At 67.2% G+C, this 24673-nt stretch carries 28 protein-coding genes; 15 read left to right on the top strand and 13 right to left on the bottom strand.

The window, feature by feature from the left end:
• Positions 1-66: 66 nt before the first annotated feature.
• On the top strand, positions 67-1299 hold the full coding sequence (locus AC07R7_RS10730; protein ID WP_494635125.1) for an aminotransferase-like domain-containing protein: 1233 nt from the start codon (positions 67-69) through the stop codon (positions 1297-1299).
• 129 nt (positions 1300-1428) lie between these two features.
• On the opposite strand, the gene AC07R7_RS10735 is transcribed toward AC07R7_RS10730, so the two are convergent.
• Positions 1429-2745 carry a D-alanyl-D-alanine carboxypeptidase family protein gene (locus AC07R7_RS10735; protein WP_492888514.1) on the bottom strand — a complete coding sequence of 439 codons (1317 nt, stop codon included), beginning with the start codon at positions 2743-2745 and terminating at the stop codon, positions 1429-1431.
• 309 nt (positions 2746-3054) lie between these two features.
• Between AC07R7_RS10735 and AC07R7_RS10740 the strand changes: the two genes are divergently transcribed.
• From AC07R7_RS10740 to AC07R7_RS10755, 4 genes are all read left to right on the top strand, one after another.
• Positions 3055-3489, top strand: a complete 435-nt coding sequence (locus AC07R7_RS10740; RefSeq protein ID WP_125159352.1) for a phasin family protein — start codon at positions 3055-3057, stop codon at positions 3487-3489.
• Positions 3490-3606: 117 nt separating this feature from the next.
• Positions 3607-4068: a RidA family protein gene (locus tag AC07R7_RS10745; protein WP_494635126.1), complete on the top strand. Its 462-nt coding sequence runs from the start codon at positions 3607-3609 to the stop codon at positions 4066-4068.
• Positions 4068-4841 carry a glycerophosphodiester phosphodiesterase gene (locus AC07R7_RS10750; protein ID WP_494635127.1) on the top strand — a complete coding sequence of 258 codons (774 nt, stop codon included), beginning with the start codon at positions 4068-4070 and terminating at the stop codon, positions 4839-4841. Before AC07R7_RS10745 ends, AC07R7_RS10750 begins: the two co-directional genes overlap by 1 nt.
• Complete coding sequence (locus AC07R7_RS10755) at positions 4838-6022, top strand: GNAT family N-acetyltransferase (protein ID WP_494635128.1); 1185 nt, start codon at positions 4838-4840, stop codon at positions 6020-6022. The genes AC07R7_RS10750 and AC07R7_RS10755 overlap by 4 nt, the downstream gene beginning before the upstream one ends.
• 155 nt (positions 6023-6177) lie before the next feature.
• Here AC07R7_RS10755 and AC07R7_RS10760 read toward each other — a convergent pair whose 3' ends face one another.
• Together AC07R7_RS10760 and AC07R7_RS10765 are read right to left on the bottom strand one after the other, a co-directional pair.
• The gene (locus tag AC07R7_RS10760; protein ID WP_492840841.1) at positions 6178-6666 is read right to left on the bottom strand and encodes a pyridoxamine 5'-phosphate oxidase family protein; all 489 of its coding nucleotides are present in this window, start codon (positions 6664-6666) and stop codon (positions 6178-6180) included.
• 62 nt (positions 6667-6728) lie between these two features.
• On the bottom strand, positions 6729-7310 hold the full coding sequence (locus tag AC07R7_RS10765; protein ID WP_494635129.1) for a DUF4287 domain-containing protein: 582 nt from the start codon (positions 7308-7310) through the stop codon (positions 6729-6731).
• A 54-nt stretch (positions 7311-7364) separates the two neighbouring features.
• On the opposite strand from AC07R7_RS10765, the gene AC07R7_RS10770 reads away from it, so the two are divergent.
• Together AC07R7_RS10770 and AC07R7_RS10775 are read left to right on the top strand one after the other, a co-directional pair.
• On the top strand, positions 7365-7799 hold the full coding sequence (locus AC07R7_RS10770) for an HIT family protein (RefSeq protein WP_494635130.1): 435 nt from the start codon (positions 7365-7367) through the stop codon (positions 7797-7799).
• 91 nt (positions 7800-7890) lie between these two features.
• Positions 7891-8340: a BLUF domain-containing protein gene (locus AC07R7_RS10775; RefSeq protein ID WP_494635131.1), complete on the top strand. Its 450-nt coding sequence runs from the start codon at positions 7891-7893 to the stop codon at positions 8338-8340.
• A 6-nt stretch (positions 8341-8346) separates the two neighbouring features.
• Here AC07R7_RS10775 and AC07R7_RS10780 read toward each other — a convergent pair whose 3' ends face one another.
• From AC07R7_RS10780 to AC07R7_RS10805, 6 genes are all read right to left on the bottom strand, one after another.
• Positions 8347-8742, bottom strand: coding sequence for a CCDC90 family protein (locus tag AC07R7_RS10780; RefSeq protein ID WP_492840849.1), 396 nt, complete (start codon positions 8740-8742; stop codon positions 8347-8349).
• A 106-nt stretch (positions 8743-8848) separates the two neighbouring features.
• Positions 8849-11179, bottom strand: coding sequence for an ATP-dependent Clp protease ATP-binding subunit ClpA (clpA, locus tag AC07R7_RS10785; RefSeq protein WP_494635132.1), 2331 nt, complete (start codon positions 11177-11179; stop codon positions 8849-8851).
• A gap of 11 nt (positions 11180-11190) precedes the next feature.
• Positions 11191-11520, bottom strand: a complete 330-nt coding sequence (gene clpS, locus AC07R7_RS10790) for an ATP-dependent Clp protease adapter ClpS (protein ID WP_013079900.1) — start codon at positions 11518-11520, stop codon at positions 11191-11193.
• 240 nt (positions 11521-11760) lie between these two features.
• Positions 11761-13017 carry a DNA polymerase IV gene (locus AC07R7_RS10795; RefSeq protein WP_494635133.1) on the bottom strand — a complete coding sequence of 419 codons (1257 nt, stop codon included), beginning with the start codon at positions 13015-13017 and terminating at the stop codon, positions 11761-11763.
• Positions 13018-13027: 10 nt separating this feature from the next.
• Positions 13028-13918 carry an ROK family protein gene (locus AC07R7_RS10800; protein ID WP_494635134.1) on the bottom strand — a complete coding sequence of 297 codons (891 nt, stop codon included), beginning with the start codon at positions 13916-13918 and terminating at the stop codon, positions 13028-13030.
• Positions 13915-14562 carry a hypothetical protein gene (locus AC07R7_RS10805; protein ID WP_492840857.1) on the bottom strand — a complete coding sequence of 216 codons (648 nt, stop codon included), beginning with the start codon at positions 14560-14562 and terminating at the stop codon, positions 13915-13917. Before AC07R7_RS10805 ends, AC07R7_RS10800 begins: the two co-directional genes overlap by 4 nt.
• Before the next feature lie 115 nt (positions 14563-14677).
• Between AC07R7_RS10805 and divK the strand changes: the two genes are divergently transcribed.
• The 6 genes from divK (at position 14678) to AC07R7_RS10835 (ending at position 19978) form a co-directional block, all read left to right on the top strand.
• A complete protein-coding gene (gene divK, locus AC07R7_RS10810) occupies positions 14678-15058 on the top strand; it encodes a cell-cycle response regulator DivK (protein WP_099576699.1) in 381 nt (126 codons plus the stop codon).
• On the top strand, positions 15055-16419 hold the full coding sequence (locus AC07R7_RS10815; protein ID WP_494635135.1) for a PleD family two-component system response regulator: 1365 nt from the start codon (positions 15055-15057) through the stop codon (positions 16417-16419). Before divK ends, AC07R7_RS10815 begins: the two co-directional genes overlap by 4 nt.
• Positions 16420-16573: 154 nt before the next feature.
• Positions 16574-17713, top strand: a complete 1140-nt coding sequence (locus AC07R7_RS10820; protein WP_494635136.1) for a sugar-transfer associated ATP-grasp domain-containing protein — start codon at positions 16574-16576, stop codon at positions 17711-17713.
• A 101-nt stretch (positions 17714-17814) separates the two neighbouring features.
• Positions 17815-18840, top strand: coding sequence for a D-alanine--D-alanine ligase family protein (locus tag AC07R7_RS10825; protein WP_492888528.1), 1026 nt, complete (start codon positions 17815-17817; stop codon positions 18838-18840).
• Positions 18827-19627 carry an NTP transferase domain-containing protein gene (locus tag AC07R7_RS10830; protein ID WP_494635137.1) on the top strand — a complete coding sequence of 267 codons (801 nt, stop codon included), beginning with the start codon at positions 18827-18829 and terminating at the stop codon, positions 19625-19627. Before AC07R7_RS10825 ends, AC07R7_RS10830 begins: the two co-directional genes overlap by 14 nt.
• A 108-nt stretch (positions 19628-19735) precedes the next feature.
• Positions 19736-19978, top strand: a complete 243-nt coding sequence (locus tag AC07R7_RS10835) for a hypothetical protein (protein WP_492888530.1) — start codon at positions 19736-19738, stop codon at positions 19976-19978.
• Positions 19979-20078: 100 nt separating this feature from the next.
• On the opposite strand, the gene rpmG is transcribed toward AC07R7_RS10835, so the two are convergent.
• From rpmG to AC07R7_RS10850, 3 genes are all read right to left on the bottom strand, one after another.
• Positions 20079-20246 (bottom strand): 50S ribosomal protein L33, encoded by a 168-nt coding sequence (rpmG, locus tag AC07R7_RS10840; protein WP_004620056.1) that lies wholly within the window; start codon positions 20244-20246, stop codon positions 20079-20081.
• Between the two features lie 95 nt (positions 20247-20341).
• Positions 20342-20806 carry a DUF6265 family protein gene (locus tag AC07R7_RS10845; RefSeq protein WP_492840869.1) on the bottom strand — a complete coding sequence of 155 codons (465 nt, stop codon included), beginning with the start codon at positions 20804-20806 and terminating at the stop codon, positions 20342-20344.
• A 22-nt stretch (positions 20807-20828) separates the two neighbouring features.
• Positions 20829-21557, bottom strand: a complete 729-nt coding sequence (locus tag AC07R7_RS10850; protein ID WP_492888532.1) for an NUDIX hydrolase — start codon at positions 21555-21557, stop codon at positions 20829-20831.
• A gap of 122 nt (positions 21558-21679) precedes the next feature.
• Between AC07R7_RS10850 and AC07R7_RS10855 the strand changes: the two genes are divergently transcribed.
• Together AC07R7_RS10855 and AC07R7_RS10860 are read left to right on the top strand one after the other, a co-directional pair.
• The gene (locus tag AC07R7_RS10855; protein WP_494635138.1) at positions 21680-22978 is read left to right on the top strand and encodes an amidohydrolase; all 1299 of its coding nucleotides are present in this window, start codon (positions 21680-21682) and stop codon (positions 22976-22978) included.
• A 104-nt stretch (positions 22979-23082) separates the two neighbouring features.
• On the top strand, positions 23083-23541 hold the full coding sequence (locus AC07R7_RS10860) for an ion channel (protein ID WP_492888534.1): 459 nt from the start codon (positions 23083-23085) through the stop codon (positions 23539-23541).
• Here AC07R7_RS10860 and AC07R7_RS10865 read toward each other — a convergent pair.
• Complete coding sequence (locus AC07R7_RS10865; protein ID WP_494635139.1) at positions 23474-24634, bottom strand: pyridoxal phosphate-dependent aminotransferase; 1161 nt, start codon at positions 24632-24634, stop codon at positions 23474-23476. The genes AC07R7_RS10860 and AC07R7_RS10865 overlap by 68 nt on opposite strands.
• Positions 24635-24673: the final 39 nt, after the last annotated feature.

A 24673-nucleotide genomic window follows, 5' to 3' on the forward strand; every position in this document is an offset into this window, starting at 1 on the left:
TCGTTGAGAGCGAGCCACGAGCCGTGGCTCAAAGGCGTCATTTCAGTTTCGGACCTTGATCCTCCCATGACTATCCAAGCTTCCCCTTCGGCCATTGACTGGGCCGGGCGTTTCAGCGCGCGCATGGACCGCGTCCACGCCAGTGAGATCCGCGAGCTTCTCAAGCTGCTGGACCAGCCCGACATCCTGTCGTTCGCCGGCGGCATTCCCGATCCCAGCCTGTTCCCGGCCGAGCGGATCCAGGCCGAGTACGAGGCCGTGCTGGCCGACCCGGTCCTGTCCAGCCAGGCGCTGCAGTATTCCGTCAGCGAGGGCTATCTGCCGCTGCGCGAATGGATCGCCGAGCGGATGACCCGCGACGGCATGCCCTGCGAACCGCACAACATCATGCTGACCGCCGGCTCGCAGCAGGCGCTGGACCTGATCGGCAAGCTGTTCATCAGCCCGGGCGATACGGTGGTGGTGGCGCGACCGACCTATCTGGGCGCGCTGCAGGCCTTCAACGGTTACCAGCCGACCTATCGCGACCTGCCGGAAGCGGCGTTGCGGGGCGGGCAGACCGACCTGCCGCACGGCGCGCTTGGCTATTTCGTGCCCGACTTCGCCAACCCGACCGGCGTCAGCCTGACCCTGGAAGAGCGCAAGGCCCTGCTGGATCTGGCCACCGCGCTGGACATGACCCTGGTCGAGGACGCGGCCTATCGCGAGTTGCGCTTCGCCGGCGAGTCGACGCCGACCGTGCTGGCCCTCGACATCGAGCGGGCGGGCGGGATCGACAACGCTCGGACCCTGTTCCTGGGCACGCTGTCCAAGACCCTTTCGCCGGCCCTGCGCATCGGCTGGGTCTGCGGCCCCAAGCCCGTGATCGAGAAGCTGGTCCTGCTCAAGCAGGGCGCGGACCTGCACGTCTCGACGATCAACCAGATGGTCGCCCATCGCGCGGTCTCGGAAGGCTATGACCAGCACCTGCACCGCCTGCGCGGGGCCTATGGCGCCAAGGGGCGGGTGATGCTGGCCGCCCTGGAGCGGACCATGCCCAAGGGGGTGACCTGGTCGCATCCGGAAGGCGGCATGTTCGTCTGGATCAACCTGCCGGAAGGGATCGACGGCGCGGCCCTGCTGGCCCGGGCTATCGCGGAAGAGCGCGTCGCTTTCGTGCCCGGCGCGCCGTTCTTCGCCGAGGTGAAGACCGCCAACGCCATCCGCCTGAGCTACTCGCTGCCGACCGACGCGCAGATCGAGGAAGGCGTGGGACGGCTGGCGAGGCTGATCAGCAAGGTGATCTCGGAAACCAAATAGCTTGTCATCCCGGCCGCGGCGAAGCGGAGAGCCGGGACCCAGGGACGACCGCACTGCGTTGGCCCTTGGGTCCCGGACAAGCCCCAAGGGCTTTGCGGGATGACAAGCTAAGTTGGATCTAGAAGTCCGCTAGCGCGGCGACAGCACCATGCAGGGCATGCGCTTGGCTTTCAGGGCCGAGCAGACCTCGCGCGCCGCGTCCGAGGTCAGGCCCTGGAACTGGGCGCGGAAGGCTCCGCCGGCCGCGCCTTCGACGGCGCCCTCGGCGTCGGCGACCATCTTGGCGAAGCGGCCGCGCACCAGCTTCAGCTGGTCGTTGGCCAGCGACTTGGACTTGAACGCGCCGACCTGCACGCCCCATTCGCCCTTCGGCTTCTTGGCGGCTTTCGGTTTGGCGGCCTCCTGGGCGCCGCGCAGGGTGGGGGAGACCTTCACCGGACCCGGATTGCGCGGGTTCTCGGTCAGGACGATCCGGAGGCCGGCCTGATCGCCGTCACCCTGTTCGGTCGACGGACGCTCGATCGGGCCCGAGGGCTCTTCCTCATAGATGTTGGCGGCGATGCTGGTGCGTTCGCCGCGCGACCGGCGCTTCATCACGTCGAAGCCGGTCAGCAGCAGGTCTTCCATGTTGTTGTCGCGCCAGGCGGTCGAGGGGCCGCCCAGGACCACGGCGATCAGGCGACGGCCGTCGCGCACGGCCGAGCCGGCGAGGTTGAAGCCCGAGGCGTTGGTGTAGCCGGTCTTGAGGCCGTCGAAGCCGTCCATGCTGTCCAGCAGGCGGTTGTGGCCTTTGACGTAGTTGCCCCGGAAGTAGAAGCCCTTCACCGAGAAGTAGCTGTAGTACTGCGGGAAGTCGCGCATGGTGGCGCGCGACAGGATGGCCAGGTCGCGGGCCGTCGAGATCTGACGGCTGTCGGGCAGGCCCGAGGCGTTGACGAAGCGGCTGTTGCGCATGCCCAGTTCCTGACCGCGCAGGGTCATCAGGGCGGCGAAGCGCGACTCACTGCCGGCGAGTCGCTCAGCCATGGCCACGGCGACGTCGTTGGCCGACTTTACGGTCATGGCCTTGATGGCCTCGTCGACCGAGAGGCTGTCGCCCGGCGAAATGCCGATCTTGGTCGGAGCCTGGGCGGCCGCGCGGGGCGACATGACGACCCGGTCCGTCAGCTTCAGGCGGCCTTCGCTCAGCGCCTCGAAGGTCAGGTACAGGGTCATCACCTTGGTGACCGAGGCGGGGTAGCGAGGGCTGTCGGCCCTTTTGTCGTAAAGGACTTCGCCCGAATTGGCGTCGATCACGATCGCCGCGTACTTCGGCTCCTGAGCGTTCAGCTGCAGATAGGGTATGGCCGCCGAAGCCGGGGTGGGCGCGACCGCGCCGAACAGGCACGAGAGCGCGAGGCCGGCGACGGCGAACAAGGATCGGGCGGCGGTAAGCTTGGCGAACATGAAGCGGCGTCCGTCATTTGAACTGGGAGCGGTTTCGCACCGCCACACGCGTGATCACTAGCATGATGGAAGCGGCCTTTCGCTAAAGTAAACAACTGGTGAGCGATCTTGCCGCAGCCGCAAAAATATCAGGCGCGCGGCGCCAATGCTGCAGCTTGAGGTCTCGTGACGCTACGTCATGGTGCGCTGCACAAAATCATTGACTGCTGCACTGCAACATGAGAGAACCGTGGTGTTCCAAGCGCAGATGGGCGAGTTGCAGCTCGTTCGTTCGCCCCGCTCCGATCTTCCCTCCCCAGGAGAATTCCCATGGCCGCCGCCGAAACCGTCAAGAACACCGTCGAACAGTTTAGCACCGCCTCGAACCAAGCGTTCAAGGACGGCGTCGAGAAGTCGCTGGCCGCCCTGGCCGAAGCCAACACCCACTCGAAGAAGAACCTGGAAGCCGTCGTCGCCTCGGTGACCGCGGCCACCAAGGGCGCTGAAGCCCTGGGCGCTCAGACCTTCGCCTATGGCAAGAAGGCCGCCGAGGACCAGGTCGCCGCCGCCAAGTCGCTGGCCGCCGCCAAGAGCGTGCAGGAAGCCGTCGAGCTGCAGACCGCCTGGGCCAAGTCGGCTCTGGAAGCCTACATCGCCCAGGTCAGCAAGGCCTCGGAGATCGTCTCGGCCTCGATCAAGGACTCGGTCAAGCCGCTGAACGAGCGCATGACCGCCGCCGTCGAAAAGTTCCAAGCCGCTCGCTAAGAGCTGGCTCCGAACCGACAAGGCTAAAAGGCCCGGGCCCCAAGGTCCGGGCCTTTTCTCTTTTGCGCCCTCGCGCAGCACGGTAAGCATGCCGCACCAGTTCATTGGAGCGCATGCATGTCGAAGGTCGAGGAACGCCTGAAGGCGATTGGGATCGAACTGCCCCAGCCGGTGGCGCCGGTCGCCAACTACGTGACCTTCGTCAAGACGGGCGCCCTCGTACACATCTCCGGCCAGATCTCGCTGGACGCCGACGGCGGCGTCAAGGGCACGGTCGGCGTCGACGTCGACCTGGAGACCGCCCAGAAGGCCGCCCGCATCTGCGGGATCAACCTACTGGCCCAGATGAAGGCCGCCTGCGATGGCGACCTGGACCGCGTGGTCCGCGTCGTGAAGCTGGGCGGCTTCGTCCAGGCTGGTCCGGACTTCATCGACATCCCCAAGGTCATCAACGGCTGCTCGGATCTGATGGTCGAGGCGCTGGGCGACGCGGGCCGCCACGCCCGCTCGGCGGTGGGCGTCTATCGTCTGCCCCTCGGCTTCGCGGTCGAGATCGACGCCGTGGTGGAGATCGCCTGATGCGCTCGCGCGAACGTCCCTCGACCGACGTCTTCGGCGAGGCGTGGGAGCGCCTGTTCGACCCGCCGGTGGCCCATCGTGGCCTCTGGACCCCGGACGGCGCGCCGGAGAACTCGCTGGCCGCCTTCCAGGCCGCCTGCGCGGGCGGCTACGGTATCGAGCTGGACGTCCAGCTGACCGCCGATGGCGAGGCAGTGGTCTTCCACGACGAGCGCCTGGAACGCATGACCGGCCACGAAGGCCGTCTGCGCGACCACACCGTCGCCGAACTCGGGGCCATGACCCTGAACGGCACGGACGAGACCATCCCGACCCTGGCCGATACGCTGACCATGATCGGCCACCGCGCCATGGTGTTCATCGAGCTGAAGACCCCCTTCGGCGAGGTCGGGCCGCTGGAGAAGCGCGTCACCGACGTCTTGGTCGACCACAATGGTCCGACCGCCGTGATCGGCTTCAACCCCTACTCGCACGCCTGGTTCGCCGACCACCACCCGCAGATCCTGCGCGGCCTGGACAGCTACGGCTGGAACGACGACAGCGCCCGCAAGCTGGCCCCGGAAATGCGCAAGTCGCTGGCGGCGCTGGAGCAGGTCGAGCTGGCGCGCCCCGATTTCCTGGCCCTGGGCCTGGACATGTTGCCCAGCGCCCGCGCCGACCTATATCGCGCCAAGGGCATGCCAATCGTCGCCTGGACGGTTCGCTCGCCCGACCAGTGGGAAGGCGTGCGCGACCATTGCGACAACCTGATCTTCGAGGGCTTCACGGCGTGACATCGGCCCAGGTTGGGGCCCCGACGGGCGTCCAGTCGGCCGTTCGCGTCCATCGCGAGATCGCCGAGATCGGCAAAGCCGCCTGGGACGCCTGCGCGGACCACACCGGTGATCCGTTCGTCAGCTACGACTTCCTGTCGATTCTCGAAGAGAGCGGTTGCGTGGGTCCGCGCGCCGGCTGGGCGCCGCAGCACCTGTCGGTTCTGGACCAGAACGACGTCGTCGCTGGCGTCATGCCGCTCTATCTGAAGTCCCACAGCCAGGGCGAATACGTCTTCGACCATGCCTGGGCCGACGCCTACGAGCGGGCCGGCGGGCGGTACTATCCCAAGCTCCAGTGCTCCTCGCCGTTCTCGCCGGTGACCGGCTCGCGACTGATCGTGCGGCCGGGCGTCGATGTCGACGAGGGGCGCTCGGCCCTGCTGGGCGGCGCCCTGACTCTGTGCGAGCGCATGGGCGCCTCGTCGCTGCACGTGACCTTCCCGGTCGAGGACGAGTGGGCCTGGATGGGCGAGCGCGGCATGCTGCTGCGTCAGGATCAGCAGTACCACTGGGAGAACCGGGGCTACGCGACCTTCGACGCCTTCCTGGCGGCCCTGTCGGCCAATCGCCGCAAGACCATCCGCCGCGAGCGCCGCGACGCCCAGGACGGGCTGGAGATCGTCTCCCTGACCGGCGACGACCTGACCGAGGATCACTGGGACGCCTTCTTCGGCTTCTACATGGATACGGGGTCGAGAAAGTGGGGCCGGCCGTACCTGAACCGCCGCTTCTTCTCGCTGCTGCAGGAGCGGATGGCCGACAAGGTGCTGCTGATCATGGCCCGTCGGCCGGGCGGCCCCTGGATCGCCGGGGCGCTGAACCTGCTGGGCCGCGACTGCCTCTACGGCCGCCACTGGGGCTGCACCGAGGACGTGCCGTTCCTGCATTTCGAGCTCTGCTACTATCAAGCCATCGAGCACGCGATCCGCCTGGGCCTGCCGCGCGTCGAGGCCGGGGCGCAGGGGCAGCACAAGATCGCGCGGGGCTATCTGCCTAGCGCGGTCTACTCTGCCCACTGGATCGCCGACCCGGCCCTGCGCGAGCCGGTGGCGCGCTACCTCGAGCGCGAGCGCGAGGCCGTCGAGAGCGATATCGCCCTGTTGACGGAAGAGTATTCGCCGTTCCGGGAAGAGCGGTAGCCGCCCTTACCCGTCTTCCCGGCGAAGGCCGGGATCCAGATGGAAAAGCGCTGGGGTTGACGCCAGGAGCGCCGCGCAAGTCCAATCCGCCCCACCGGGTGGGATATGGGCCCCGGCCTTCGCCGGGGAGACGGATTTGGAGGGTGAACGCCTTCCTAGCTCAGCCGCACTTCCCCGACCTTGTCCTTGTAGTCCGTCTTCGGATCGACCCCGAGCATCATCTTCACGCCCGCGAACAGGCTGTGCTCGTTCAGCCAGATCTGGGCGTCGCCCGGCTCGAAGCGCAGCAGGCGCAGCTTCGGATCGTCCTTGCCCTCGTACCAGGCCGCGACGAAGGGGTTCCACAGGCGCTCGATGGTGGTGCGGTCATTGTCGATCCGCAACGATCCGTCGACCGTGGCGAAGACCTCGTGTCCTTTGGAGGCGAAGTGCAGCAGCGCGTCGCGTGTCTGGCCCTCGACGGCCTGGACGAGGTCGACATCGACCGCGCTGAAGATCCAGATCGGGCCCGAATGGTCGCCTTCGATGATCGCGGTCATCGGCTGGGCGCGACCGCCTTCGAGATCGGGCAGGCCCAGCATCACGGTGCGGTCGGACTTCAGCGCCTTCCAGAATTTCTCGGCCAGATCAGCGTCTTTGGACATGGTGGTCTCCTTGTTCGCGAAGACCAACGGCGAGGTTGAGACGCCGTTCCCAAGGCGAAGGTTCAGGACCGTTCCCAGGCGGCCTTCAACAGCGCCTTGATCGTGTCATCGACCTCGGCGGGCGAGGCCAGCGGAAGCTTGGCCTTCAGGCGCTCGGACCAGCCTTCGTTCCTGGGCTCGGAGAGGCCAGGGGAGGCGTCGGGCTCCACCGCCAGGCCTAGCATCGCCGCGCCGCCCTTGATGGGCTTCAAAGCCGCGAACTGCGCCTTGCGCGACCACGCCGTGAAGCCTTTGCGCTGGCCCATGACCAGGTCCGGGAAGTCGGCGACGGCCGCCTCGACCGCCTTCAGGATCGCCGCCGAGGCCGGGTCGGTCCACAAGGCTTCGCGCAGACCGTCGGCGTCGTCCCAACCCATCTGCGACGGGAAGGCGACTCCGAAGATGGCGGCGGCGCGATTCTGGCCGATGCCGTAGGTCGCCTTCAGCCAGTCGGCGCGGGCGCGCGGCTTGGTCTCCTGGCACTCGCGACGGACGATCTCGACCCATTCGTCCAGGGTCTTGCCGGTCTCGCGCTCCAGGTTGGCCTTGACCGAGGCGAACCACTTCCGTTGCTGCTCGGTGAGGCCCTGAGGTCTGGTGTCCACGGTTTGCGCGCCTCGTACGGTTTGCTAGGACCATTCCGTCAAAGGGAGACGGTCATGAGCCTCGACGGACGCTACGACGCCGACAACATCTTCGCCAAGATCATCCGGGGCGAGATCCCCAGCGTGAAGCTGTTCGAGGACGACAAGGTCCTGGCCTTCATGGATGTCTTCCCGCAGTCGCGCGGCCACGCCCTGGTGATTTCCAAGGTCAGCCAGGCCCGCAACATCCTGGAGGTCGAGCCCGAGGTGCTGAGCGACCTGGCCGTCGCCACCCAGAAGCTGGTCCGCGCGGTGGTCTCGGCCCTGAAGCCGGACGGCGTGATCGTCACCCAGTTCAACGGCGCTCCGGCCGGCCAGACGATCTTCCACCTGCACTTCCATGTCATCCCGCGCTACGAGGGCGAGGCCCTGGGCCGCCATGGCGAGGGCGGCATGGCCAATGTCGAGGAACTGAAGGCCCTGGCGGCGAAGATTTCCGCGGCGCTTTAGGCGGTTCGAAATCCTGGGTCGGGTATCAGGCGAAGGGCGCGCGACGAATTTCGTACGGGCGCCTTGAACTTGGATATTCGCGGAGCGCGCCATGACCTCGGACGAGAACGATCGCGGCGGCCTGCACCGGTTGATCTACGCGAGCCGGTTCACCGGGGCGACGCAGGACCTCGACGAGGTTCTTCGGGCGATCATCGCCAAGTCGATCCACAACAACCGCCTGGACGACGTCACGGGCTTTCTGGTGGCTGGGGAGGAGCGGTTCCTGCAACTGCTGGAAGGACCCGCGCAAGGCGTGGAGGCGATCTATGGCAGGATCGCCGGGGATCCGCGCCACGCGGATCTGGTTCGGATCTACAGCGGCCCGGCTGACCGCCGTCTGTTTCGCGACTGGAACATGGGGCAGCACCGATTGGGCGCGGCCGATCACGCGTTGCTGGCCGAGGTCGGACTGGAACACTTCGATCCCGCGGGTTTGAACGTCGAGCGCGCGGAACGCCTGCTGATCCGCGCCGGCGGGCGCCACCTGCGCGGCGGTTAGCGCCCCTCAGCCGATCAGCTTCCCTAGGGCCGTGTAGAAGGCCAGCAATACCGCCATCCCGCCCAGCAACGACCAGCCTTGCATGCGGATCTTCTCGCTGAGGCGAGCTTCCGTCTGGGCGATTTCGCCGCGTAGCGTGAGCTTGGTTTCTTGGATCTCGGCCTTTGTTGAAAGTTCCAGCTGCCGAATGTCCGCTTTCGTGGCGAGTTCCAACTGTTTCAAGTCCGCTTTGTTGGCGAGCTCCAACTGTTTTAGATCGTCCTTGGTCGCGAGATGGCTGATGTCGGGCATGTTGGCCGTCTGCTGCACGATTTCGACAATGGCTTCAGCCATGCGCTGCTCCATGCCGGCTTCGCGGAGCCGTTTGGAGGCGCTGAGCGTATCGAAGGCGATCGCGGTCATGGACACACGCTAATCGTTTGTTCTCGTTTCGTCCACAATTTTCGCGCGTATTCAAACGAAAAGGGCCCGGATCGCTCCGGGCCCTTCGCTAGGTCCTTGACCGAGCCTATTCGACCAGAACCGGTTCGGCTTCGTCGGTCTTGCTGGCCTTCGGGTCGGGCGTGCCTTCGATTTCGAAGGCGATCTTGCCGTTCTCGAGGATCACCTTGACGTGGCCGCCGCGGACCAGGCGTCCGAACAGGATGTCGTCGGCCAGGGGCTTCTTGATGTGCTCTTGGATGACGCGACCCAGCGGACGGGCGCCGTAGAGCTCGTCGAAGCCGTTCTTGGCCAGCCAGTCGGCCGCGTCGTCGCTCAGCGAGATCGTCACGTTCCGGTCGGCCAGCTGGGCCTCCATCTGCATGACGAACTTCTGCACGACCTGGCGGATGATCTCCGGCGTCAGCGGCTTGAAGGCCACGACCGCGTCGAGGCGGTTGCGGAATTCCGGCGTGAACAGGCGCTTGAGGGCGGCCTCTTCCTCGCCGACCACCTTGTCGCGACCAAAGCCGATGGACTGGCGTTGGGCGTCCGAGGCGCCCGCATTGGTGGTCATGATCAGGACCACGTTGCGGAAATCGACCTTCTTGCCGTTGGAGTCGGTGAGAACCCCGTGATCCATGACCTGCAGCAGGATGTTGTAGACGTCCTGGTGAGCCTTCTCGATTTCGTCGAGCAGCACGACCGCGTGCGGGTGCTGGTCGACGGCGTCGGTCAGCTGGCCGCCCTGGTCATAGCCGACATAGCCGGGAGGGGCGCCGATCAGGCGGCTCACGGTATGGCGCTCCATGTACTCGGACATGTCGAAGCGGATCATCTCGATGCCGAGCGTCTGGGCCAGTTGCTTGGCGGCTTCGGTCTTGCCGACGCCGGTGGGGCCGCTGAACAGGAACGAGCCGATCGGCTTGTCCGCGTCGCGAAGACCGGCGCGCGCCAGCTTCATGGCCGAGGACAGCTGCATGATCGCGTCGTCCTGACCGAACACGGCGCGCTTCAGGTCCGTTTCCAGCTCCTTCAGCGCCTCGGTGTCCGACTTGCTCACCGACTTTGGCGGGATGCGGGCGATCTTGGCCACGACGGCTTCGATCTCCTTGACGCCCAGGACCTTCTTGCGGCGGCCTTCCGGCAGCAGCATCTGGCCCGCGCCCGCCTCGTCGATCACGTCGATCGCCTTGTCGGGCAGCTTGCGGTCGGTGATGTACTTGGCCGACAGCTCGACCGCGACCTTGATGGCCTCGGCGGTGTATTTCAGCTTGTGGAAGTCCTCGTAGTAGCTCTTCAGCCCCTTGAGGATCTTGATGGTGTCTTCCACCGTCGGCTCGTTCACGTCGATCTTCTGGAAGCGACGGACCAGGGCCCGATCCTTCTCGAAGTGCTGGCGGAACTCCTTGTAGGTGGTCGAGCCCATGCAGCGCAGCGAGCCCGAGGCCAGCGCGGGCTTCAGGAGATTGCTGGCGTCCATCGCCCCGCCGCTGGTCGCGCCGGCGCCGATCACGGTGTGGATCTCGTCGATGAACAGCACCGCGTTCGGGTGGTTCTCCAGTTCCTTGACCACCTGCTTGACGCGTTCCTCGAAGTCGCCGCGATAGCGGGTGCCGGCCAGCAGCGCGCCCATGTCGAGCGAGTAGATGGTGGCGCCCTCCAGGACCTCGGGGACCTGGTGCGTGACGATCTTGCGGGCCAGGCCCTCGGCGATGGCGGTCTTGCCGACGCCGGGATCACCCACCAGCAGCGGGTTGTTCTTGGTGCGGCGGCACAGGATCTGGATCGCGCGTTCCACTTCGTTCGCGCGGCCGATCAGCGGGTCGACCTTGCCCTGGCGGGCCTTTTCGTTGAGGTCGACGCAATAGGCTTCCAGAGCTTCGCCGCCCGTCTTGGTGTTCGGCTTCTCGCCATCGTCCTCGGCCGCGTTCGAACCGGCGTTGGCGCCCTTGACGTTCTTGGGCTCCGAGGCGCCGGCCTTCTTGGCGATGCCGTGGGCGATGAAGTTGACCGCGTCGTACCGCGTCATGTCCTGCTCCTGCAGGAAGTAGGCGGCGTGGCTTTCACGTTCGGAGAAGATGGCGACCAGAACATTGGCGCCGGTGACCTCTTCGCGGCCCGACGACTGGACGTGGATCACCGCGCGCTGGATCACGCGCTGGAAGCCGGCGGTCGGCTTGGCGTCCTCGTCGTCGTCGACGACCAGCGAGGCCAGTTCGACGTCGAGATAGTTCGAGAGGCTCTTCTTCAGCGCGGTGAGATCGACGTCGCACGCACGCATGACTCCGGCGGCGTCCTCGTCGTCGGTCAGGGAGAGCAGAAGATGCTCCAGCGTCGCGTACTCGTGCTTACGCTGGTTGGCGTACGCGACGGCGCGATGCAGGGACTCTTCCAGGGGGCGCGAAAAAGAGGGCAATGGGGGGCTCCTCAGTCCTTTTCCATGGTGCACTGCAGGGGGTGCTGATGACGGCGCGCCGAGTCGATGACTTGCGCGACCTTGGTCTCTGCGACTTCGTAAGTGTAGACACCGCACACCCCCACGCCGTTCTGATGGACGTGGAGCATGATGCGCGTGGCGTCTTCACGCGACTTGTTAAAGAACCGTTCGAGCACGTAAACGACGAACTCCATGGGAGTGTAGTCGTCGTTGAGAATCAGAACTCGATAGAGCGAAGGCTTCTGCGTCTTCGGCTTCACTTCCGTGACGACCGACGATCCAGCGCCGTTGCTTTGTCCGCCTTGCTTCCGCTCGGCCATCGACTTGTTCTCTCCCGGCGGGCAAATCACCCGCCTGTCTGAATTAGATATGGAAACGCGACGGCTTTGGAAGAGCCCGAGACGCGTCTGCGCCGCTTTAACACAGGGGCGCCTCGGAAAACGGCTTCACGATTGGGAGAGCGAAGACCGCGCGCGAACGGTTCCGTGGGCGAAAGGTCCAAATGGTGCGCGGCGTGATGTCGCGCAAGAGGGGCAATGGGCCGTGCGGCGGCGACTCAGTCAGCGACCTTTCAAGGCTCGCCCACTGACCACGGCCGCGGCGCCGAACTTGCCGCGCAGGGCGTCGATGGCGGTCTCGCTCTTCAAGGTGCGGCGCTCGTCGTCGGCGAACATGTCCGAGCCGGCGGTCTCGGCGTCGACGAACTCGGTCAGGCCCGCGCCGATCAGGCGGTAGGAGAGGCCTGGGCTTTCGGCCGCCAGCAGTTCTCTCGCCACCTGGAACAGGGTGCGAGCCGTCTGGGTCGGCACGGCCAGGGTGCGGCGGCGGGTGTGGATCTTGAAGTCGGGCGTGCGCAGCTTCAGCGTCGCGACCCGGCCGGCGACGCCTTCCTTGCGCGCCTGATTGGCGACCTTCTCGCAGAGCGGCCAGAGTTCGTCCTCCAGCGCGTCGCGCTTGTGCAGGTCGTCGTTGAAGGTGGTCTCGGCGCTGATCGTCTTGCGCGACTGGTCGGGATCGACCATCCGGCTGTCCTGGCCATGGGCCAGGCGGTGCAGGCGCAGGCCGCCCGAGCCCAGACGATTGGCCAGCAGCTTCAGGTCGGCGGCGGCGATGTCGCCGACGGTCTTCAGGCCGATCTCGGCCAGGCTCGAGACCGTGGCCGGCCCGACGCCCGGCAGGATGCTAACTGGCCTGCCGGCCAGGAATGCTTGCGCCTCGGCCGCGCCGATGGCCGAGAAGCCGCGCGGCTTGTCCAGTTCCGAGGCGATCTTGGCCAGGAACTTGTTCGGGGCCAGGCCGATCGAGACGGTCAGGCCGATGTCGCGCTCGATCTCGGCCTGCAGCCGCGCCAGCATCGCCGCCGGTGTCGCGCCATGCAGGCGCTCGGTGCCCGTCAGGTCGATCCAGGCCTCGTCCAGGGACAGCGGCTGGATCAGCGGCGTCAGCCGATCCAGCTTCTCGTGGATGCGCCGGCTGGCCTCCTTGTACTTGGCGAAGTCGGGCTTGATCACCACGGCCTCGGGGCACAGCTTCAGCGCCTTGAACATCGGCATGGCCGAGCGCGCCCCGCTCATGCGGGCGATATAGCAGGCGGTGGTCACCACGCCGCGCTTGCCCCCGCCGACGATCACCGGCTTGTCGCGCAAGGACGGATCATCGCGCTTTTCCACCGAGGCGTAGAAGGCGTCGCAGTCCAGGTGGGCGATCGAGAGCGTCCCCAGCTCCTCGTGGAAGATCGTCCGCGGCGAGTGGCACGACGGACACCGCGCGGCCTTGGCCTCGCCGGTCCACCCGCAGTCGCGGCACAGGGACTTCATGGGAGCGTCCTTAGGCCTCCAGCGGCCACAGCCAGACCGCGCCGCGCACGCCGGAGCTGTCGCCGTGGGCGGCCTTCTTCACCGGCGTCTCGAAGACGTCGGAAAAGACGTGCGGGGCGATGGCGGCCGGCAGCCGCTCATAAAGCGCGTCTACGTTCGACATGCCGCCGCCCAGCACGATGACGTCCGGATCGATGATGTCGCAGATCGCGGCCAGGCCTCGGCCCAGGCGGTCGACATAGCGGTCCAGAGCCGCGGCGGCCGAGGCGTCGCCGGATTCAATGGCGTCCATGGTCTCCTGAGCCGTCGGGAAGCCCGCGTCGCGCGAGAACGCCGGACCCGCGACCCATTTCTCCATGCATCCGTTGCGGCCGCACCAGCACTCGGGACCGGGATATTCCTCCGGCTTGGGCCAGGGCAGGGGCATGTGGCCCCATTCGCCGCCGACGCCGTTGTGGCCCTCGATGATACGGCCGTCGACCACCACGCCGCCGCCGCAGCCGGTGCCCAGGATCGCCGCGAACACCACGCGCGCGCCGGTCCCCGCGCCGTCGGCGGCCTCGGACAGGGCCAGGCAATTGGCGTCGTTGGCCAGGCGCACGGGGCGGGCCAGGCGCTGCTCCAGGTCCTCGCCGAACGGGCGACCGTTCAGATAGACGCTGTTGGCGTTGCGGATCAGACCGGTGCGCGGCGAGATCGAGCCTGGAATGCCCATGCCCAACCGGGCGCAGGTCGCGCCCGCCATGCACTCGGCGTCGGCCAGCAGGCCGGCCACCACATCCAGCGCGGCCTCGTAGTCACCGGGATTGGGCTTGCGCACCCGCGCGGCGAACTCGCCGGTCTCGCCGAGGGCGGCGACCTCGATCTTGGTGCCGCCGAAATCGACTCCGAACCGGATCATGCGAACAGACGCTCCTCGATGGCGGCCTTCAGGCGGGGCCACTCGTCAATGCGGACATGGCGGTCGGGCGCGGACGGGGCGAACGGGCGCAGGCGCTCGTCGCTGACCATCTGGAACCGCCCGATGCCGGGCGCCTTCTCCGCCACCGATTCCAGCTGCGGCAAAAGGTCGTCGATGAAGACGGAGCGACCCGAGGTGCGCCCTGCCAGATCGGCGGCCGCCGGACCCTTGGGGCCGCTGTTGATGATCAGGGGATAGTCGAAGCCGTGCGTTTTCAGCCACTTGGCTCGTGTCAGCCGGCCGTGCTCGGGCGCGTTGGTCAGGATCACCACCTCGGCGCGGGTCGATAGATCGGCCAGCGCGTCCGCCGCGCCGATCGCCGGGGGCAGGTCGTCGGCCCCGTCGCGGAAGAAATCATCGAACAGGGCCTTGCCGGCGATCAGATCGAGGTGTTCCGTCTCGCCAGGGCGGTAGATATTCTGAAACAAGGCAAAGCGATCAACTCGCAGTTCGAAGCCATGGCGCGCGATGAAATCGCCGAAGCCGCGCATGAACTGCGCGAGCACCTCGTCGACATCGACGATGACCAGCGGCGCGGTCGGCGTGACGGCGCAGGCCTGAAGGTCGGAGTAGCGTTGTTCCATGAGCTTATGGGTCTTAACGCGATTAGCGGGGGCTTAAGGATATTCGTGGCAACTGGTTCTGGAAGGTGACGCGAATCCCTAGGCGTCGCCACGTGACCTTTTGGTCGGGGTAAGGATGACGAAGAAGGTCCTCATCGTGGAGGATAACGAGCTGAACATGAAGCTCTTTCATGATCTGCTCGAAGCCCAGGGTTACGAGACCCTGCAGACCCGTGAGGGTCTGTCGGCGCTGTCCATTGCCCGCGACAACAAGCCAGACCTGATTCTGATGGACATCCAGCTGCCGGAGATCTCTGGCCTGGAAGTCACCAAGTGGCTGAAGGAAGACGACGAGCTCGCCCACATCCCGGTCGTGGCCGTCACCGCCTTCGCCATGAAGGGCGACGAAGAGCGCATCCGCGAGGGCGGCTGCGAGGCCTATATCTCCAAGCCGATTTCGGTGGTCCACTTCCTGGACACCATCAAGCGGCTCCTGGACAAGGTTCCCGCCGCATGAGCGCCCGGATCCTCGTCGTCGACGACATCGAAGCCAATGTCCGTCTGCTCGAGGCCAAGCTGACGGCGGAGTACTACCAAGTCTCGACCGCGATGGACGGGCCGACGGCCCTGGCGATGGCCGCCCGCGACCTGCCCGACATCATCCTGCTGGACGTGATGATGCCCGGCATGGACGGCTTCACCGTCTGCCGCAAGCTCAAGGAAGACCTGGCCACCCGCCACATCCCGGTGGTGCTGATCACGGCCCTCGACGGCCGGGCCGATCGCATCCAGGGCCTCGAATCGGGCGCCTCGGACTTCCTGACCAAGCCCATCGACGACGTCATGCTGTTCGCCCGCGTGCGCAGCCTGACCCGCTTCAAGCTCGTGATCGACGAACTGCGTCAGCGCGAGGCCTCGGGCCGCCGCATGGGCGTGATCGCCGGCGCCGCCGCCCGCCTGGACGGCCTGGGCGGCCGGGTGCTGATCGTCGACGACAACGAACGCCAGGCCGCCCGCATCGCGGCCGAACTGGGCGTCGAGCACCGCCCGGTGATCGAGAGCGATCCCGAAAAGGCCAGGATCAGCGCCGGCGGTCCTGTCGACCTGGTGATCGTCAACGCCGCGGCCAAGACCTTCGACGGCCTGCGCTTCACCGCCGCCTTGCGGTCGGAAGATCGTTCGCGCCAGCTGCCCGTCCTGGCGATGGTCGATCCCGACGACCGTGGTCGCATGGTCAAGGCGCTGGAAATCGGCGTCAACGATATCCTGCTGCGTCCCGTGGACCCGCAGGAGCTGTCGGCGCGCGTCAAGACGCAGATCCAGCGCAAGCGCTACACGGACTATCTGCGCAACAACCTCGATCATTCGCTGGAGCTGGCCGTCACCGACCAGCTCACGGGCCTTCACAACCGTCGCTACATGACCGGCCAGCTCGACTCGCTGGTCAAGCGCGCGGCGATGGGCGGCGAGCCGGTCTCGGCCCTGCTGATCGACATCGATTTCTTCAAGAAGATCAACGACACCTTCGGCCACGACATCGGCGACGAGGTGCTGCGCGAGTTCGCTCTGCGCCTGGCCTCGAACGTCCGCGCCATCGACCTGCCGTGTCGCTTCGGCGGCGAGGAGTTCGTGGTCGTCATGCCCGACACCCAGCTGGCCGACGCCTTGCGCATCGCCGAGCGGATCCGCAACCACGTGGCCGGCTCGCCCTTCAAGGTGGGACCGACCAAGGAACAGCTGACGGTGACCATCTCGATCGGCGTCTCGGCCACGCTCGGCGCCGACGACACCCCCGAAGCCCTGCTGAAGCGCGCCGACCAGGGCGTCTACCAGGCCAAGGCCTCGGGCCGGAACGCGGTGGTCGGCAAGGCCGCGTAAGCGCCTTCCAGGTCTCGACGTCCAGGGATAGGCGGGCGCGGTGCGCCCGGCGCATTTCTCATAGTCGGCAAGCCCCGAACTTGCGCCTCGGCGTGTTGGGCGTCCCAAAACCGTTACATGGCGGCGCTAGACCTGCGCGTTCCGAGGGCGGCGCATGGGCTACGACAGCTTCTATTTCCTGAAGAAGGCGTACGGGATCTATCCCGGCGTCGTGGCGCCGGTGTCTGCGCGCTGCCTGCGGGAACATTATGCCGCGCGCAAGGCCAGACGGGGCCACGCCCGCGCGGCGCTGGACGCGGTGGTCGGCCTGGCCTTCCACGCCTGGATCCCTGGCCGCGCGGCCGAGGTCGCCCGCAAGTTCGGTCTCGACGAAGCCTGGCGCCGCCGCGCGGTCGAGATCGCCCATGAACGCTTCGTCGATCCCAACGATCTGGCCCTGTTCCGCATCGACGACCCGGCCCAGCTGGACGGCTATATCCGCCGCTTCGAGGACGCGGCGCTGAACAGGCGGATCAATCCGCTGGGCTGGACCCGAGATTGCGTGCTGGCCGACAAGGTCCGCTTCGAGGCGCGCTGCGCGGCCGCCGGTCTGCCGCATCCGCGCACCGTGGCGGTGGTCACGGGCGGACGCGTCACGATGAGGTCGGAGCCCGACGGTCGCGACCTGGTGCTCAAGCCGGCGGACGGGGAGGGCGGCGATGGCGTTGTCATCCTGGAGCGCGTGGTCGACGCCGCCGATCTGGCCGGCCGCCTGCCGCGCGGCCGGGGCGCCTGGCTTATCCAGGACCGGGTGGACACCCATCCGGCCCTCAAGGACCTGGCGTTGGACGCCCTGCCGACCGTACGCATCGTCACCATGGTCGACGAGGTCGGCGCGCCCGAGGTGGTCAGCGCCACCTTCCGCTTCGCCTCGGTGCGCGGCGCCAAGGTCGATAACATGAAGGCCGGCGGGCTGATTTCGGCGGTCGACCTGCCGCTCGGATCGCTGGGCGTGGCCTGCAAGGGATACGGCGGCGGCGACCACGCCGTGCATCCAGTGACCGGCGCGGCGATCGCCGGGCGCATGCTGCCCGACTGGCCCGCCGCCAAGGGCCTGGTGCGTCGGGGCCATGCCGAGACCTTCCCTGACTACGCCCTGATCGGCTGGGACGTGGCCCTGACGCCGGACGGTCCGGTGCTGATCGAGGGCAATGGCAAGCCGGGCGTCCTGATGCCTCAGCGCGCCGCGCGACAGGGCCTGGGCGTCGGGCGCTACGGCGCGTTGCTGGCTTATCATCTTGCCATCAAACCGTAGCGCGCGCGTCACGCGCCGCGCCTAGCCTCAAAGCCTCGACATCGACGCGACGGACCTGCGGAAGGGGGCTTCCGGCGGCCGTCGAGCCTGGAGGCATGCCGATGACCCGCTTCGCCGCACAGCGACGCCTGCCGCTCGAGGCCAAGCGCGCCCTTCGCATCATGCTGATCGCCAAGCACGCCAAGTGGCAGGGCGAACTGCACCCCGAGGACGGCAGCCACGCGGTCTATCACCGCGAGATGCGCCAGACGCTGGAAGAGATCGGCGTCAACCTGGTGGTGGCCGACGAGTATGGCGTGCTGTTCGACCGCCCGGACGTCGACTTCGTCTTCCCGCTGCTGAACCGGGCCGGTTTCCTGAACTCGGAAATGCTGGTCCCGCTACTCTGCAATCGCCTGGGCTTGCCGTACCTGGGCGCCAGCCCGATCCTGCGCGGCCTGTCGGACGACAAGCACCTGACCAAGCGGGCCGCCGCGGCGCGCGGCGTTCCGACCGCGCCGTGGGCGGTCTATCGCCGCGGCGCGCCGCTGGACGCCGCGCTGCTGCCGCCGGGCGAGCACTTCGTGATCAAGCCGAACGCCTCATCGGCCAGCTGGGGCGTCGGCGACGCCTTCGACTGGGCCGGCGTCCGCGAGGCCGTCGAGCGCCTGCACGCGGAAGGTCACGACGTCATCGTCGAGCCGTTCATCCAGGGCCACGATATCGAGGTCGCGGCGATCACGGTCGACGGCGAGCCCTTCATCCTGCCGACCCAGATCGTCGAGCAGATCAATCCGGCCCAGCTGCGCACCTACCAGGAAAAGCGCAACCTGGTCGGCGGTCAGGCCTACGAGATCCGCCCGCTGGAGGACGGCCCGCATCGGCGGATCGCCGAGGCGCGGGCGCGCGAAATGATGCGGGAGTTCATGCCGTTCGACTACGGCCGCTTCGAATTCCGTCTCGACGTCGCCACCGACGAGGTCCAGTTCCTGGAAGTGAACCTGAACTGCAATCTGTGGTCCAGGAAGACCATCTCGATGGCCGCCCAGCAGATCGGCTGGAGCCATGCGGAGCTGATCGAGACCATCCTGACCGAGAGCCTGGAGCGCCAGGGCCTGATGCGGAGGGCGTTCGATGTCGCCGCCTGAAGCCTTTGTCGGCGTCATCCTGGCCGGCCAACGGCCCGGTCGTGTCGATCCCCTGGCTGAAGAGGCCGGGGTCGTGAACAAGAACCTTGTCCCGATCCGGGGCGCGGCCCTGGTGCGCTATGTGGTCGAGGCCCTGACGGCGACGCCCGGCCTGACGCGGCTGCGCATCGTCGTCGAGCCGGGGACCGCGCCCCTGATCGACGCGATCCTGCCCAGCACCCGGGTGCTGATCGAGTACGTGCCGGCCGCCAACAATCTCGCCGACAGCGTCTATGCGGCGGCCGAGGGCGTGGGCGCCATGCCGTTGCTGGTGACGACGGGTGACAACGTCCTGCTGACGCCCGGCGCGGTGGCCGAGGTGCTGGCGGCCCTGAAGGTGGCCGACGTGTCCCTGGCCATGGCGACCCAGCGGTCGGTGATGGAGGCCCATCCGGAAGGCCAGCGCCGGTTCTACAGGTTCCGGGACGACGCCTATTCGAACTGCAATCTCTACGCCTTCTCCAGTCCGGCCGCGACGAGCGTGGCCGAGAGCTTCCGCAGCGGCGGGCAGTTCGCCAAGAAGCCGATGCGGATGATCATGGCGCTGGGGCCGATCAACCTGGCTCTGTTGTTGATGGGCCGTCTGTCGCTGCGCGGGGCCCTCGGTCGCCTGGGACGGCGCTTCAAGCTGAAGGTCGAGCCTGTGGTCCTGGCCGACGGCGCCCACGCCATCGACGTCGACAACGCGCGCACCCACGCCGTCGCCGAGGCGCTGCTGAGCAAGCGGGCGCTGGCGAGCGCGGCCTGATCAAGATGGGGCGGGCCTCGTGGCTAACGGCGGTTAGGGCGCTTTTTTAGGGTTGCGGATACGACTGTCACGCATCCTCATTATACATCCTATGCGGGAGGCGTGGTGATGAAGTCGAGAATCCGTGCGCGCAAGCACCCATTCCCGGGCGCCTGGCTGGTCCTGGGCCTGCTGGCCTGCGCGGCCCTGTTCTGGATGGGCGCGCAGGCGAGCCATCATCTGTCCGGCGGACTGTCCACCGCCGCGATGCTGGGCGCGTTCGTCGCCATCTGCGTCGGGCCGGTGCTGCTGGCCGTGACGGTCGTCTGGGGAAGCTTCGCGTTCTTTCGCTGGCTCTGGATCGGGCGCTGAGCCCGCATCCTCCCCGCGACGCGGGGGGGAGGGGATCCAGAATCAAAAACGCCCGGCTATCGCTAGCCAGGCGTCTTGTGTCGTAGCGCTGAAAGCGATCTTACTTGATCTTGCCTTCGCGGAATTCGACGTGCTTGCGGACGACCGGATCGTACTTCTTCAGCACCATCTTCTCGGTCTTGGTGCGGGCGTTCTTCTTGGTGACGTAGAAGAAGCCGGTGTCCGCCGTCGAGTTCAGGCGGATCTTGATTGAAGCCGGTTTGGCCATAGTCGAATCCCTGCGGTGGTCGCGCAGGTTCCCGCGCGTTGGAAATAGGAGGCGCGGAACATACTCATCGGTGACTCAAAGTCAATTGCCGGAAGTCAGTTGGTGGGGCAGCGCCTGTACGGAAAGTCCGCCGATCGCGCCTGACCGCCGACGGAACCCTCGATCCGGGCCACCAGGGTGTCCTTGTCGACCAGGCGATAGAGAATCCGTTGCGGGAAGTCGTGCTCGGGCGCTTCGAAGGTCACGGCGTTCTCGGCGATCTCCTTCATCGGGAAGGCGGCTTCGGCCTGGCCGGAGGGAATCGCCACGAACTGCGGCTTGCCGTCGGCGGCGGGCAGGATGCGCATGAACTCGTACTCGCGCAGCTTGCCGTCCCGGACGCTGCGGCTCATGCCGATCATCGCGCCGCCGGCGGGCGCCAGCCACTGCTCCTCGATCTTCGTGCCGTTGGGCTGGGTCAGGGTCCAGCAGCCGGCGATGAAGCCCAGCCTATCGATATCGCCAGAAGGCGGGACCGGCGGCGTGGCGGCCAGGGCCAGGGCGAACAGTGTGGTGAGCATGTGCTTCCCTCGGGAGCCTGAACTAGAGGTGGGACAGGCGCCGCTTGCCGTTCAGGAAACGCATGAAGGGGGCCGGCCGTCCAGTGTCGGCGAGTCGCTGACCGATCTCGTGGACCACGAAGCGGGTGATATTGGGCAGATCCAGCGCCATCGCCTCCTGGAAGTCGACCCAGGCGATCTCGTCCAGCTCGCCGCAGTCGGGACGGCGGTCCAGCGACAGCAGCGCCTCGGCCGGGGCCATGAAGAAGCGGGCGTCGAAGCGGCGCGGGCGATAGGGCGGGGTGATGGCGCGGGCGACGAAGCTGAGCGGCGCCAGGTCGGGCAGGGCCCCCTGGGCCAGGAATGGCCGCCAGGGCCCCGCGCCGGGCCGTACAGGGGCTTGGCGGGCCAGCAGCAGGCCTGTCTCCTCGAACGTCTCCCGGACCGCCGCCAGGGCCAGGGCGCGGGCTAGGCGGGCGGGCCTGGGATGACGAGGCTCCTGCTCGAGCCGCGCGGCGACCTCGGGCGCGAGCTCGCTGGCGCTGGGGGCGTCGTAGTCGGTGCGGTCGACGCGGCCGCCCGGGAACACCCACTTGTCGGGCATGAAGGCGTGGCCGCCGTTGCGTCGGCCCATCAGCAGGCGCGGTCGCGGACCATCGGTGCGGACGATGATCACGGTGGCCGCGTGCTTGGGCGTCAGCGCCGCGCCGGTCTCGCGCACGGCGCCGTCGTGGATCGTGTCGAATTTCGCGTCGATCGGCGGCAGGCTCATGCGCTCAAGTTAAACCGATCCGCGGGACTGCATAGAGCGACCCGACGTCAAGCCAGCGGGCGCTTGACCCTTCGCCACGACGCGCCCCAAGGTCGCTCCGCTTTTCGTGAGGGGGTTTTGTGATGATCGGACGGGTTTCGGCGCTGGCGATGATGGCCGGCCTTGCTTTTGGCGCGCCGGCGATGGCCGCGCCTTCCACCGCCAAGATCGAGGCGGCGGCCAAGGCGGTGCAGCCCAAGGTCATCGCCTGGCGGCGCGACATCCATGAGCATCCGGAGCTGGGTAACCAGGAAGTCCGCACCTCGGCTCTGATCGCCAAGGAGCTGAAGGCCCTGGGCTTCGAGGTCCGCGAGAATGTCGGCAAGACCGGCGTGGTGGGCATTCTGAAGGGCGGCAAGCCCGGCAAGGTCGTGGCCCTGCGCGCCGACATGGACGCCCTGCCGGTCGAGGAGAAGACGGGCCTGCCGTTCGCCTCCAAGGTCACCGCGACCTGGGAGGGCAGGACCGTGCCGGTCATGCACGCCTGCGGCCACGACACCCACGTGGCCATGCTGCTGGGGACCGCCACGGTGCTGGCCGGCATGAAGGCCGACATCAAGGGCACGGTGGTCCTGATCTTCCAGCCCGCCGAGGAAGGCCCGCAGGCTGGCGAGGAGGGCGGCGCCAAGCTCATGATCCGCGACGGGGCGCTGGACAAGCCCAAGGTCGACGCGATCTTCGGCGTCCATATCGGTCCGGGGGACGCCAACCAGCTGAACTATCGCCCCGAGGGCTTCTACGCCTCGTCCGACCGCCTGACGATCACGGTCAAGGGCAAGCAGACCCACGGCGCGCGGCCCTGGGCGGGCGTCGACATGGCCAGCGTCGCGGCCGACATCATTCAGGCCACGAACCAGATCGCCGCCCGTCAGGTCGATGTCGGCGCCTCGCCCTCGGTGGTGACGATCGCCGTCATCAACATGGGCATGCGCCAGAACATCATTCCCGAGGACCTGAAGATGGAGGGGACCATGCGGACCTTCTCCACCGCCCGCCACGACGACCTGGTCGCCAAGATGCAGAAGGCCGTCGCCGCCATCGGCGACCGCTACGGCGCCAAGGCCGAGGCCGTGTTTAGCCAGCCCTATCCGGTGACCTACAACGACCCGGCGCTGTCGGCCTGGGTCAAGACCAGTCTGGAGAAGGCCTCGCCCGGCAAGGTCGACGACAAGGCCGCCTTGGTGACGGGCGCCGAGGACTTCTCGATGTACGCCGAGAAGGTCCCGGCGGTGTTCGTCCAGCTGGGCGGGCGCAAGGCGAACGTGCCGGCGGCGACCGCGCCGGCCAACCACTCGCCCTATTTCGACGTCGACGAGGCGGTGTTCGAGACCGGCGTGAAGGCCGAGGTCTTCATGGCGCTGGATTATCTGGAAAAGAGGTAGGTTGAAGTCGAGCGCGCTGAGCCTTGTCCGCGAGGGGGCGAATTTGAGCCCGATTGCGGGTTCAGACCCATCGCCCGCGTAAGCGGTCGCCCGAGGGATCGACCATGGTGGAACTCTACGCCTTCATCTTGTCTCTGGCGCTGATCTTCGCGTCGGTGATGATCCACTATCAGGCGCTGCGGCTTCTCTCGGTCGGGCAAGACTCGCCCGAGATCTCCCGAAACCTGAAGATCCTGCTGGTGATCTTTGGACTGATCGTGGCCCACGTGCTGGAGGCGGGTCTGTTCGCCGTGGGGTACTGGATCGGCGAGAGCCAGTTGCACCTGGGGGCGTTCGTGGGCATGCCGGCGATGACCGCCAGCCAGCTGTTCTTCTTCTCGATCGAGACCTTCACCACCCAGGGCGTCGGCGACGTCTATCCCGTCGGCGCGCTGCGGCTGGTCGCCAGCCTGGAGCCCCTGGCCGGCCTGATCCTGATCGGCTGGTCGGGCTCCTTCACCTTCCTGGCGATGGGCCTGGACTGGCGGCTCGGGCAGCGAACCAGGGAGCCATCCGAGCAATAGCCTCCTCGACCTCGGCCGTGGAGACCGCGAAGCTGAAGCGAATGAAGCGATTGCCCTCGACCGGATCGAAGTCGACGCCCGGCGCCGTCGCCACGCCGGTGTCCTTCAGCAGTTGCTGGCAGAAGCTCAGTGAGTCGTCGGTCAGGTGGCCGATGTCGGCCCAGATGTAGAAGGCGCCGTCGGGCGGGGCGATCTTGCGCAGGCCAAGGGCAGGCAGGGCGTCCAGCATCAGCTGGCGGTTCCGCCGATAGACGTCGATATGGGCTTCCAGCTCGTCGATGCAGTCCATGGCGGCCAGGCCCGCGTGCTGGCTCAGCGACGGCGCGGTCAGGAACAGGTTGCCGACATAGGCGCGGGCGCGCTCCAGGTCCTCGCCCTTCGGCGTCAGCAGCCAGCCCAGCCGCCAGCCGGCCATGCTGAAATACTTGCTGAAGCTGTTGACGATCAGGGCGTCGGGCGCGAACTCCAGCATCGAGGGCGTGCGGCCCGCGTAGCTGAGGCCGTGATAGATCTCGTCGCTGATGATGCGGATGCCGCGCTCGCGACAGACCTTGGCGATGGCTTCCAACTCCTCGGGCGCGATGATCGTGCCCGTGGGATTGGCGGGGCTGGCGACGATGACGCCGGCCGGGGCGGGGTCCAGTTCGGCGAGATGCTTCGCCGTCAGCTGGAAGCGATCCTCCGGCCCGCAGGCGATCTCGACGGGTTCGAGGTGCAGGGCCTTCAGGCTGTTGCGGTAGGCGACGTAGCCCGGGCGGGCCAGGGCGATCCGGTCGCCCGGCGTGAACACGCTGGACAGCGCCAGCACCAGGGCCGGCGAGGCTCCGCAGGTCAGGACGATCCGCTCGGGCTCGACGTGGACGCCATAAAGGGTCTGGTAGCGCTCGGCGATCCGCTGGCGCAGCAGGGGGCTCTCCCAATAGCCCATGGCCTCGGCGTCGAGGATCTCGTGGGCCTTGGCGATCGCCTTGCTCGGCGCGCCCGTCGAGGGCTGGCCGAACTCCATGTGGATGATCGAGGCGCCCTCGGTCTTCAACTGGTGAGCCAGACGGCTGATGGCGATGGCGTGGAAAGGTTCGATCTGCGCGCGCATGGCTCTGCTTAGCGGGGTTTGACGTGGCGCGCATCCCGC

The organism is Caulobacter sp. GW821-FHT05F04, from assembly GCF_059419665.1.